Annotated in this window: 8 protein-coding genes and 1 pseudogene; 1 reads left to right on the top strand and 8 read right to left on the bottom strand. The window is 41.3% G+C overall.

Annotated elements, in window-relative coordinates:
• Positions 1 to 39: 39 nt before the first annotated feature.
• From V7L07_RS19810 to V7L07_RS19785, 6 genes are all read right to left on the bottom strand, one after another.
• A complete protein-coding gene (locus tag V7L07_RS19810; protein ID WP_335060664.1) occupies positions 40 to 1515 on the bottom strand; it encodes a 16S rRNA (cytosine(967)-C(5))-methyltransferase in 1476 nt (491 codons plus the stop codon).
• 205 nt (positions 1516 to 1720) lie between these two features.
• Positions 1721 to 3178 (bottom strand): glycoside hydrolase 100 family protein, encoded by a 1458-nt coding sequence (locus V7L07_RS19805; protein WP_335060663.1) that lies wholly within the window; start codon positions 3176 to 3178, stop codon positions 1721 to 1723.
• Between the two features lie 688 nt (positions 3179 to 3866).
• A complete protein-coding gene (locus V7L07_RS19800; RefSeq protein WP_335060662.1) occupies positions 3867 to 5606 on the bottom strand; it encodes a DnaJ domain-containing protein in 1740 nt (579 codons plus the stop codon).
• Positions 5590 to 6399, bottom strand: coding sequence for a hypothetical protein (locus V7L07_RS19795; protein WP_335060661.1), 810 nt, complete (start codon positions 6397 to 6399; stop codon positions 5590 to 5592). The genes V7L07_RS19800 and V7L07_RS19795 overlap by 17 nt, the downstream gene beginning before the upstream one ends.
• A 381-nt stretch (positions 6400 to 6780) precedes the next feature.
• Positions 6781 to 7200 (bottom strand): hypothetical protein, encoded by a 420-nt coding sequence (locus tag V7L07_RS19790; RefSeq protein ID WP_335060660.1) that lies wholly within the window; start codon positions 7198 to 7200, stop codon positions 6781 to 6783.
• Between the two features lie 51 nt (positions 7201 to 7251).
• Positions 7252 to 8100, bottom strand: coding sequence for an FAD-binding domain-containing protein (locus V7L07_RS19785; protein WP_335060659.1), 849 nt, complete (start codon positions 8098 to 8100; stop codon positions 7252 to 7254).
• 323 nt (positions 8101 to 8423) lie between these two features.
• On the opposite strand from V7L07_RS19785, the gene V7L07_RS19780 reads away from it, so the two are divergent.
• The gene (locus tag V7L07_RS19780; protein WP_335060658.1) at positions 8424 to 10109 is read left to right on the top strand and encodes a SulP family inorganic anion transporter; all 1686 of its coding nucleotides are present in this window, start codon (positions 8424 to 8426) and stop codon (positions 10107 to 10109) included.
• Between the two features lie 132 nt (positions 10110 to 10241).
• On the opposite strand, the pseudogene V7L07_RS33525 reads toward V7L07_RS19780, so the two are convergent.
• Both V7L07_RS33525 and V7L07_RS19775 read right to left on the bottom strand, forming a co-directional pair.
• Positions 10242 to 10491: pseudogene (locus tag V7L07_RS33525) on the bottom strand (metal ABC transporter permease); the annotation flags it as partial.
• A gap of 173 nt (positions 10492 to 10664) precedes the next feature.
• Positions 10665 to 12026 (bottom strand): AAA-like domain-containing protein, encoded by a 1362-nt coding sequence (locus tag V7L07_RS19775; protein WP_335060657.1) that lies wholly within the window; start codon positions 12024 to 12026, stop codon positions 10665 to 10667.
• Positions 12027 to 12277 lie beyond the last annotated feature (251 nt).

Genomic DNA, 12277 nt, shown 5'->3' with positions numbered 1-12277 from the left:
ATTCAGGCCTCCACCAAATGGTACGATCCCAAACAGTATTCATTCGGAATTATTGGTTTTTCTTAAGCGCACCATAAAAAACCCATCCATGTCCTGGCGATGGGGCCAGACTTTAAACCATCCTTGTGGCGCGATCTGGGCAGAATCAGGTAACTCAAGACCTTTGGGAGACTCAATTTGCCAATCAGGTGACTTAGCTAAAAATGCTGAAATTACTTGTTCATTTTCTGCTGGATGCAGTGTACAAGTGGCATAAACTAGTACACCACCAGACTTGACAAAAGTTGATGTATGTGTTATTAACTCTTGTTGCAGCACCGAAAGTTCTTGGACAGATTTTGGTGTCTGTCGCCAACGCGCATCAGCATGACGGTGCATGGTTCCTAAGCCGGAACATGGAGCATCGAGTAATACGCGGTCTGCGGTGTTTTGAAATTGGGTAAAATGACGACTGTCGCCGGTGTAAATTTGAATAGATTGTAAATTTAGGCGTTGAGAATTTTCTTGGAGTTTGCGAAGACGAGAAGAAGTGCGATCGCAAGCCCAAATTTTACCCTTATCCCCCATCAACTCACCGATGTGGGTTGTTTTCCCCCCTGGTGCTGCACAAACATCAATTACCACCTCACCTGGTTGGGGGTCAAGCAAATGCCCTACCAATTGAGCGCTACTATCTTGTACAGTCCACCAACCTTCTTTGAAGCCCGGTAGTTTTTGAATTGACCCAGTATTACCAATAAATCGTAAAGCTTGGGGTAAATAAGGAATGCGTCTCACCAAAACACCAGCAGATAGCAACGCCGTCTCAACTTCTTCAATAGAAGTACGAAGAGGGTTGATGCGTAAATCAATTGTTGGTGATTGGTTCATCCATTCACATAGTTTTTCTGTGTCGTCTAAACCCAGTTGTTCTAACCAAACTTGAATAATCCAGTCAGGAAAGCTGTGTAAAATGCCCAAGCGTTCCACTGGGTTTTCTGGAAGTTGTAATGGATCAAAATGGGGGATTGGGGATTGGGGACTGGGGATTGGGGACTGGGGACTGGGGATTGGGGACTGGGGACTGGGGATTGGGGATTGGGGAAGTAACAAAGAATCTTTCTCCTCTGCTCCCCTGCTCCCCTGCCCCTCTGCTTGTCTGAGATACTGGCGTAATAGACCGTTAACAAAACCTGTGAGTCCAGAAAAACCGTTTTCTTTAGCGAGTTGAACTGTGGTATTAACGGCAGCTGAGGCGGGAATACGCTCTTGATAACGCAGCTGGTAGAAGCCCAGATGTAAGATGGTGCGAAGGTCTTGGGGCTGTTGATGAGATTTCTTTTTAGCGAGTTGATCGATGAGAGTATCAAGGGTGCGTTGCCTTCTGACGCTCCCATAAACCAATTCTGTCACCAAGCGGCGATCGCAATCAGCCAAATCAACTTTTTGCAATACTCTATCTAGGGCAACATCAGCATAAGCCCCCTTATGAACATCTCGCAGGGCGATAAAAGCTAATTGACGGGGGTTTTTCATGGAAACTTGATTCAGGAGTCAGAAGGCTTTTGTATTCTAACTCCCAACTCTGCCAATTTTAGATTTTAGATTTTCAATTTTGGATTCAAGAAAAATTTAAAATCCAAAATTGAATAGCTCCTAACTCTATCAATTTTAGATTTGAATTTGGATTGAAGTAAAAATCTAAAATCCAAAATCTGAAATTCAAAATTGAATAACTTCCCTACCGAGACATATACGGGTCTACTACACTGGCAATTTCAAACTCACACGCTCTAGAAACCTGTTCTGCTGGTAATTTTCCAAAGCTGATTAATGGTAAATATGTGGGGTTTGCCATCAGTTCTTTTGCTAATAAGAACCCAGTAATTGTCCAAGTTTGATATTTCCTAGCTTGTTTCCCAATCAATCGCCCTTTCTTCCCGTCGTAATATTCTGGCCATTCATCTTCAATGAGACGTGGTTGGGCAATTTCAATCGCTTTTTGTGCAAGACTTGTTTTGTTAGTTTTCACAGCCGCAGCTGCCAACATCCACATTAAAACTGGCCAACTACCAGCATTATGGTACGACCAAGGTATATTTTTAGGATCGCATCCAGTTACAATCCTGTATTCTTCATGTTCTAAAGCGGGGAAACAAATTTTCATTGGCATATCTCCCACCAAGTCATCCCATCGTTCCTCAATGAGAGTCATAATTGCTTGTGACTGTTCTTCGGTGGCTAAGTCAGAAATGATTGCCATTAAGTTTCCGAGTGAAAAGAAACGAGTATCTAGCTGCGACGGCCCAACATTACCTGCTAGATAACCACCTTTTTTAGGCAACCACTTATCTAATTCATAATAGGGAACAGAATCTACATATATGTTGAATAGATTAACAGCAGCCTTGCCATACTCTTCACTTTTGAAACGGTAAATTGCATTCAGACGATTAATATCTATCCAATAATGCTGTCGGATATGAGCGCATAAAAGAGGCAATCGGTTATCAATGGCTGCAACAATATCATAATTCCCTTGACAAATTAGCAGTTCACGAGATGCACGTAATGCTGCGTAGAAAAGAACTTGTAGTTCTAGAGGATGCCCATAAATACCCATACGACGGTCAATCATACAAGCGCCATCTGGAACCAACAGCGTTGGGTACATATCAAAACGATTCGCCAAGCAGATTTCCATGATTAACCTAATCCCATTTTGGAATTCAGGTTGATAGGCGAGAGAAAAATCTTCTGTGGCGACGACATAAGCACGCAATAAAATAATCCACCATAGACAAGAATCTACCGGTGTAACTCTAGCGATCGCATGTTCGCCAAAGTCTGCTTCTAAATATTCTTGCCCATTTTCTGATATCACTTTAAAGCTAGCTGGGATTAATCCTCGTCCTGGCTTATAGGCATCTAATGCCTTTTCTTTAGGCTGTAACTTTAAGGTTTCTTCTAAGAAATTACGAACAATATCTGTTCTACCTTTAATCAGAAAAATTAGAGCAGAAGAGACAAAATCCCGGACAAAGCACTGATCGTAATTGAGCGCCTCTACAGAGGCATCATAAGCCGCTACTGTCCCCACAGGGCGACCTTGATAATAGAGAATTGATTTTTCTAGTGCTTGCCAGGCCTCTTCGACTTCTTTTGAATTTTCAGTAGTTTCCAATTCGTTTAGGTGCATCGCCAGAATAACTCCATTTTGGTTGTAAATTTGTGGTAGATGCGTCTTTATTTATTATTTTTGCTATTCTCAGCATAACAAAAACGATTCCTTGAATAGCAAATATAATTGGGAGAAAATTTAATCAACTAACAAGGAATAAATCTGCTGAAATTTATGCAACTTTATTGTTAGCTAATTGCTGATAATCTATTACTATTTTGGTGAATTATCGTTGTTGCTCTCCACCGCAAGTAGTAACATGATTCTTAAAAACAGTCACACAAGATATATTCTTAGATTATTTATTGTTCCGTTGTATACCTGGAATCTTTACTTTAACAAACAAAAACATATCTTCAGTGCTGTTTAGGGTTTGTGTGAAGTTAAAACTGGTTACAGTATATTTACTTGATCAGGATTAGTTTTTGACACTAAGAAGTCAGATTATTCCCCTATTATCTAATAACTTATAACTTTTTTTCAGAATATGCAAGATGAATTCTCGAAAAACTTAATATGTCAATACATCTCAAGGGTTAAATATTACATAACACTAAGCTGTTACGTATACAACTTGCATTATCAGGGCACTCATGTTGCCCACCCCACAATCATATTGGAAAAATATTAGTGCAAATTAAAGGTGCAACAGCTTATCTCCTCAAATATTATTCATATTTTGACTAGCATCGATAAACTGCTAACTTCATGTTATCTGCTGCTGGAATTCTTTATAAGCCTGATTAATTGCTTGCATTGAGGCTTTTGCGATCGCAGAACTATTAACATCAGGATGATACAATCTTGCTAATCGACGGTAGGCAATTTTAACAACATTGGGGCGATCGCTCTGATTTACGCCCAAGATTTTCCACCATTCCCCAGATAATCCAGAATTGAGAGTAAATTCATTCCAAATCTTGATGCTTCCGCCATTACCGCCACTTACCAGCGTTTTACCATCAGGACTGAAAGCAACGGGATTACACCCAGAAAGATTTTGTAGTAATTCCCCAGTCTGGAGGTTCCAAAGTTTGATTGTACCGTCTCGGCTGGCACTGGCCAGGGTTTTTCCATCGTGGCTGATGGTAACAGACAAAACCGCCGTTGAGTGTCCAGTCAAAGTGGAAAGTAATTCTCCAGTTGGGAGATTCCATAGCTTTATTGTGGCGTCTGTGCTACCACTAATAAGAGTTTGACTGTTAAAACTGATTGCAACTGTATTCACTGCACCCAAATGTTCAGTGAGAATATAGCGTTGTTCCCAAGTTTTCAAATCCCAAATTCTAATTGTCTTATCGGCACTACCACTTGCAAGGATTTTACCATCGGGGCTGATGTTGACAGACAAAACTGCCTCTGAGTGTCCATTCAAGGTGCGTTTTACTGTTCCCGTGTAGCGTCCCCAAATTCTAATTGTCTTATCGGCAGCACCACTAGCAAGAATTGTTCCATCAGGACTGTAGGCTACTGAGTTAACAAAACCATTATGACTATAACTAGAGTTTAAATAAAAGAATGTGCGGAGAAATTTTTTTGTGTCTATCTGCCAACTGCTGATTTTGCGATCGACACTACCACTTACAATCTGCTGTCCATCAGGGCTGATAGCAACTGATAAAACTGCTTCTGCTTGTCCAGAGAATGTATAAAGCCATTTTCCGGTTTTCAAATTCCACAAATTAACTTGTCTGTCATCACTGCCACTGATTAAGGTAGTACCATCAGGACTGATTGCGATCGCATTAACTGCCCCTAAGTGACTCTTGAGTGTGCGTACACATTTCCAAGTTTCAGGTAGCTGGGTTGTCGGAGATATTTTTTCCGGTTCAATGTTGGGAATAGAAGCTTTAGGCGTAACAAATTCTGATTTTTTCTTGAATTTAGCTTTAAGCGCTTGTAACTCATCCTCGATTTCCAAACCAGCAAATTTTTGGTTGAGATTGTCACCAGATAAAAATGCATCTAATTCCATCACTGCTTCGGAATAGTAGCCCATCTGCAAAACTTTCTCTTCCATCCGCTCAAAAAGCTGTGCTGGAGTTTCGCTAATTTCAGATTCATCTAATAGTTTGGCAATACCATAGGTAGCGAGTCCCATTACTGCACCAATTCCTGCCATCGGTACTGCACCAATCCCAAATGCCAGCCCTACTTTCGGTGCGACTAAACCCATACCACCGACGACGCTATAAACACCAGCACCACCGACTGCACCAACTCCCATTGTAGCGATCGCAGCGGCATCTCCTTTTGCTATGGCTTTAAAAGCGCCATAAGCAGCTGCACCAGCCACAGCGCCAGCAGCTACTACAGGAGTTGTACCAATACCGACTGCACCAAATCCCCCTGCTAGTCCCATCCCGCCTACCGTTGCAGAAACACCAACGCCTGCTATGGTTCCACCTGCAATGAATGCTGCACCTGTTTTAGAGTTTTGTGTCACTGCCTAATGTTTTCTTGAAATTTTCTAGAGTTATCAGATTTTGTTTGAGTACAGCTACTATTACTTGCTGCTGTTGAAGCTGAGTTAGAAGAATAAGCACAATTTTATTTTGAACTTTTTTATTTACTACAGCTTGAATGGCTAAATCATCATCATTGTTTCTCAGAGCTGTCTCAGCTTTTTCGTTCCAGTATTTAGATTCTTTCTGGGCGTTTTCAAAATCTTTCTCAATACTTTCTTGATTAGTAATAGCACTGTTCACAGCTTCTTGTGTCTCAAGAATAGATTCTGATAAAAGCACTTTGCTGTCGTTTTTAGCTTTAGTTTGCTTTTGAGGTTTAGGTGGTAGCAATAATGCTTCTTTCATCTGCTGTAATTCATCATCAACCCATACATCAATATCTTCATGTTCAAACTTCATGAATGTCGGTGAGAACTCACTGATGTTAGGCTTACTGGGTAATACTTCATTCTGTGCTTCTGAAACCTTTTGCTCCCAAGATTTCAAACTACTTTTAATTGCGTCTACTTGTGGTTGTTGCTCCCCTACAAGTTTTTTGAGTCTACTAGCAATTGCTTGGTATCGTTCCTTTTGGAATTTTGCTTTACTAATTAAATCCTGATTACTTCCTTGCACAACGAGTTGATATTCTTGTTCCCATTTATCAGCTTCGGCTTGAGCTTTCGCATAGTCTCGTTGAGCAATTTCTTGGGCTACTCTAGAGTGGCTTGCTCCTTCGCGTAACTTTCGTAGTGCATCCTGTGATAATTGATTTTGGTCGTAAAGTCCCATAAACTTATCTGAGTAACCTTATTACCCAGAGCGTAGACTAATTTATACTGTTGCGCCTTCGTAAAAATTACTTAGTTACCTCGTTCCCAGGCAGAGCCTTGTAACGAGAAGTAATGCACATTTGTTTATAAAAAAACTGAAGGTTGAAAACCGTACTTCGTCCCGCTACGCGAACGCCTGCAAGTGGCGCGTTCGCGGTAGCGTCTCGTAGAGAAAAATCTTTCTGTCTCAAGCTAGGTAGAAACCGCACCCCTAGTGTCGGGCTTAGTTTAATTGCGAATTGCGAATTGATTTCATGTCTGTCAATGCGTAAGTCATAAGGTTTTTAGCCTTAACTCAAGCGTATTGCCGCAACCCCTTCTCCCAAATTGGGAGAAGGACTTAGGGTGAGGGAATATAATTTTGAGCCACTTTCCAATAGCGCGAGAACCGTTTCAGGTCAATATAGCCGTCATAGTCAAAAAATGGTTCTACCTCTAGCACTTCTACTGCTATAGAAGGCTCCATTTGATTACAGATATCATTAAACCGGGGACTGGGACTATTAGCTGTGACAACTAAATTCGCATCATGTTCTTGAGCAAAAGCTAAAATTTCTTGTGCCACATTGCCACGACGAATAACAACGGGTAACTCTAACAAACATTCGTAGATAAAAGCGATGCGTTTGAGACTCAATTGCCATTCTTCTATCAAAGCCTCGTCCCAAACCCAAATAGCTGGCGCATCGGGGTATTTTTGTAATGCGGGATTATTTGGACTAAGGCAGTCTCCATGTATCCAAACAATTGGTTTACTCATTTGTCATTTGTTATTTGTCATTATTCTCTTCTTTGTCCCCCTTGTCCTCCCCTACTTCTTCCTTCCACGCTGCCAACTTTGGCTGTTAGCTTGTTTGCTAAATTCGCCTTTGGGAAAAAGTCGCTGTTCTAATTCTTCATAACTGCCTTCAAAATCACAATGACCATAAAGCGGACATTTTTGGCAATAAACGCCTTTAGTGTAGCGTTCTAAATTCTCACGGTTGAAAAAATACGGTTTATGACTAAAAGTGCTAGCAACCCACTGCCATGACATATTATTACTAGCAGGATCTCCATCTAAAAGGTGTTCAAGAAACCACTTGGCTCCTGTTTGCCAACGAATACGCCGCCAATGGACAATGTAAGCTGCTAGCCACATTCGTGCGTGGTTATGTAGATAGCCAGTTTCTCTCAAATCACGGCTAAAGCTGTCGATGCAAACTCTGTCACTGGTTCCTTCTCTGATATCTTGCGGTAATTCAGGTGCATATTCGCCCACAGTGTAACCAGTTTTATACTCTTCCTGGTCTTTCCAGATTTCATTCCCTAACTTTATATACAACCGTTGCCAGTAGTCCCGCCAACCTAACTCGTTAATTAGTTTCGTAGCATCATCTTGGTGTTGTACCGAGTTTTGGACATAATCTCGAATTTCTCGCAAACTCAAAACTCCATAACGAATATAAGGCGAAAGTCGCGTGACTGCACCTGTGAAGAAATTACGTGTTTGGGCGTAGCGAACTGGGTCAATTTTTTGCAGCGTTTTTTGTGCGGCTTTGTGTCCCCCCACAGTTTCGCTGATGTGACCATCGCGTTCTGCTGCACCTGGAAATTGTTCGCGCAGGTAAGCTAATAAATCATCGCGGTTGGTAAATTCGCGTTGCATATCTTTAGTCATGTGAACTTTGAAGGGTGGGAATAAATAAACAAAAAACCTATAAGTTAATTTATTATTGCGGATAAATATAAGCGATCGCTCTCAACCTTATGAGAGAATTTTTTCCCTGCTAAAGAACTCTGTAGCGATCGCCAACTTTTATATACATACTATATTTAGTATGTCAAGCAAACCTGCGTTTTGAATTAGCAAATAGGCGAACTTGAACCAAAACCCATACGCAATCGGGGAATTATCAACAACTCTGATGAAATCTACCGAAAAGATGGAATAACATTTGGGTGTGCTTCAACAAATTGTATACAAGAGTTGAAAATGACGATATGGCAACATCTGATATCCTCAAAGAACCTCTACTTTTGCGTCTGAGTCGCTTGTTTGGTGGACTGCGTGGCGATTTGACGGGAGGACTAACAGCAGCAGTGGTAGCATTGCCTTTAGCTTTAGCCTTTGCGGTAGCCAGTGGTGTGGAACCAAAAGCGGGACTTTACACCGCGATTGTGGCGGGAATTGTCGCCGCAATTTTTGGTGGTTCGTCAGTACAGATTACAGGGCCAACAGGTGCAATGGCTGTGGTATTGGTGGGAATTGTCGCCAAGTACGGCCTTGAGAAAGTTTGGATTGCTGGGGTAATGGCTGGAATTATCCAGATTGCCTTGGGGGTTGCCAAACTTGGACAGTTAGTAAAGTTTATTCCCTATCCGGTGACGGCAGGTTTTACTAATGGTATTGCCGTGATTATTTTTTGTGGTCAGTTAAATAATTTCTTTGGTTTGAAATTACCACGTAGCGAACATTTTTTACCGGGACTGTGGCAAAGTTTAACTCATGTAGAAGCTTTAAACTGGGCGGCAGTTGCCTTGGCAGTAGTAGTAATTGCAACTAATGTTTTATGGCCGAGAATCAATACGACAATACCAGGTTCTTTAGTGGGACTGGTGTTAGCAACTGCGATCGCTTCTGCTTTCCATCTAAATGTACCAACAATTGGCACGATTCCTCAATCTTTACCCATGCCTCAAGGTATTCCCCACTGGAATGATTTTAGTGTGATTCGAGAACTAATTAATCCGGCTTTGGCTTTAGCGGCGCTGGGAAGTATTGAATCGTTGCTATCGGCAGTAGTGGCTGATGGGATGACAGTCAGCGAGAAACATAATAGCGATCGCGAATTAATTGGTCAAGGTTTGGCTAATATGATTGTGCCATTTTTTGGTGGCATTCCCGCCACAGGTGCGATCGCTCGAACTGCTGTGAATGTCCGTTCTGGCGGCAAAACCCGACTATCTGGCGTAATTCACGGACTTGCCTTAGCCATCATCGTTTTAACTTTAGCACCCCTAGCAGAACAGATTCCTTTAGCTGCACTCGCTGGGATTCTGATGGTGGTTAGCCTGCGAATGATTGAATGGGAAGCCATTGGTTTATTGATGCGTGCTACCTACTCAGACTTTGCGGTGATGATTCTCACCTGGCTAGTGACAATCTTGTTTGACTTAGTTCTCGCTGTCGAAGTGGGATTAATTGCAGCCGGAGCCTTGTTCATCAAACGGATGAGCGATTTAAGCTTAGTTAAAATACCTGAAACCGAAGTATTTCCCCCTGGTACTCCTTTAGAGTTAGGTAAAGAAATTGCCGTTTATCGGGTAGATGGCCCGGTATTTTTTGGTGCTGCTGAACGGTTTGCTACTTTCCTGCGCGATGAACCGGAAGTAAAGTATTTAATTCTGCGGTTGCGATTTGTACCAAATATGGACACAACTGGGTTAGTAGCCTTAGAAGATATTTATCATGACTTAGAACGGCACAATTGCCGCTTAATTCTCACAGGTTTACAACCCGAAGTCCAACAACTACTAGAACGTACAGGATTGTTAAATACAATTGGGTTATCAAATTGTTTTGAAACAACCACAGAGGCGATTTGCTTTATCTCTCCTCAGATTGCATGTTCTCAACCTATAGCAGATGATTTGAAAACAAAAGAATTGATGGAATTAATTGACTAACAATTTTTGCCATTAAGAGGATGTTTGAAAAGTCCCAAAGTATCCTAAGTAATGAGTAATGAGTAATACCCATTACTTATTACTTATTACTCATTACTTCAAAATCAAGACAGACACAACGGGAAGAGGGGTTTACCTACCTTCAGATACAAGGACTGTTTCGCGCCACTTGCGGGCGAAAGCGCGTAGCGGAACGAAGTACGGTTTTGAAGCTTCACTTTTTCTATGCAACACATAAATCCGATCTGCATGACGAATGGTACTCAAGCGATGGGCGATCGCTACACGAGTTGCCCCTAACTTGTTCTAAACTTTGAGTTACAATCTCTTGCGTGCGATTATCCAACGCAGATGTCGCCTCATCAAACAACAAAATCTGCGGGTGCGGAAACCAGAGGCGCTTAAAAGTGGTAGGTTTTAGGGGACATCATAAGTATCTTGTTCATGGAGTCAAATGAGCATCCGTGTAGAAACTTACGTGCCTGGCTATCTTATGGCAACTAAAGTAAGAAATTAAGTCCTACAGTTTCTTAATATGTGGTTTTTGAAATTTATCTAGATACTAGCATTGATAATATTTAAACTCTCACTTTTTTTCAGATATTGTCGGAAATATAACCGATATAATTCACACGCAACAGTACTGCGATCGCCTTCTAAATTAATGAGTCCTAAAATCTGTAATTTATCTGCCAATGCTGGCTCTAATTTCACATAATTTGTATTACTAATAACTTCCAAAAAAGCATCTTCTAATTCTGGCTCATCTTGTAGCGCTAATATATACTGCCTGAAATAATCGTGATAAATTCCGGCTTCTGTGCGTGCTTGTTGCAATAACTGCCCTAAATCCCGTTTTAATCCCCCTTTACCTACAAGGTGATACAATGCCAACCTCACCAAATAAGGATTTCCCCCTACCATTGCCATCAAAATTTCAGCATCTTTGCCATCTGTCCAATCCAAGCCGTGACGTTGGGCTAAATCTTGTACTTGTTCTTTCGTAAAGGGAGGTAAATTAATTCTCAAACCAATATTAAATGGCGATTTAGTCAGTCTGATGGGAACAAGAATTTCCGTTGAATAAACCAGAACCAGACGTAATTTTTGCCAAATTTCTACCCTCTTGGCTTGTTCATGCCACGATCGCACCAATGGTAGCAATTCTCCAGCGATTTTCTGCTCCTTAAACACCCAATCCACCTGATTTAATACTAAAACCAGGGGACTTGAAAGCGCAGATAGTAAATATTGTTGGAAATAGATAGAACAGCTGACTTTGCTATCCATATCTTCATCCCAATAATCATTAAGTTTTGGTTCTAGTTGTAACTCCTGACTCACATTTGTACAGAACCAGCGCAAAAATTTATCCAAACTGGTAAATACTGCTTTGTCTGCTTGTTGAAAGTCCAAAATTACGGTGTGAAAGCCTTGCTTTTTAGCGCGTGCAAGCAACTGCACAATCAAAGAGCTTTTCCCCATCTTTTTAGGTGCTTTGATGCAAATAATACTCCCAGGTTTAGCTATTTCTGCATAAGCGAGTTCTTCAATTGGCGGACGAGGGATATAAAATCTGGAATTAAGGGATACTGGCCCACTCGGAAATTCTAAGGATATTGCTGTGGCTGCTTGGTTGAATTCCTTAACTAACTGCTGATGCGCTTCACTGAGAGGATAGCTTTCTAAAGTCAGGCGGAAATTGGATTTATTTATTGGTTCTTTACAAAAATTACTCAGTACTTGCCATAGATGAGCAGCAATTTTCTTAACACGTTCTTCGCCATAGCGCGCTTCGCAGGCTATATTGGTGTAGGTTTTTCCTTCCCACGAAGAACGCAATATCAACTCTTGGAGCGTCGTTAAACCGGTTGCTTGACTGGCTTTTAGTAGCAGTACTAGTTCATCTATAGTCATTACTCATTGGCTCTAATTCAGCATGAAATTTTTTCACACCATGATGCTTGGTGTCTTGTATAAATAGCAGCTAGCTATTACCAAAAAAGCTACAAACAAGCCTTGACAATTTTTTTTACAAATTTTTCTGAGTTTTTAGGTAATTATATGTGATTTGAACTACTTTTTTTAGACATATAGCAATCCGATAGCGAAGCGGTAGCGAGTCAGACGCTCCTGCGTCGCTAACGCTGCGCTATCGAGCGTCTTTG

This window comes from Nostoc sp. (assembly GCF_036916985.1).
GTDB lineage: Bacteria > Cyanobacteriota > Cyanobacteriia > Cyanobacteriales > Nostocaceae > Nostoc.
Note: the sequence above shows the minus strand (reverse complement) of the source record. Positions and strands in the feature narration are given on the sequence as shown.

Coding starts and splice junctions, on each gene's coding strand:
- V7L07_RS19810 (WP_335060664.1), bottom strand. CDS start 1,515: ATGAAAAACCCCCGTCAATTAGCTTTTATCGCCCTGCGAGATGTTCAT.
- V7L07_RS19805 (WP_335060663.1), bottom strand. CDS start 3,178: ATGCACCTAAACGAATTGGAAACTACTGAAAATTCAAAAGAAGTCGAA.
- V7L07_RS19795 (WP_335060661.1), bottom strand. CDS start 6,399: ATGGGACTTTACGACCAAAATCAATTATCACAGGATGCACTACGAAAG.
- V7L07_RS19790 (WP_335060660.1), bottom strand. CDS start 7,200: ATGAGTAAACCAATTGTTTGGATACATGGAGACTGCCTTAGTCCAAAT.
- V7L07_RS19785 (WP_335060659.1), bottom strand. CDS start 8,100: ATGACTAAAGATATGCAACGCGAATTTACCAACCGCGATGATTTATTA.
- V7L07_RS19780 (WP_335060658.1), top strand. CDS start 8,424: ATGGCAACATCTGATATCCTCAAAGAACCTCTACTTTTGCGTCTGAGT.
- V7L07_RS19775 (WP_335060657.1), bottom strand. CDS start 12,026: ATGACTATAGATGAACTAGTACTGCTACTAAAAGCCAGTCAAGCAACC.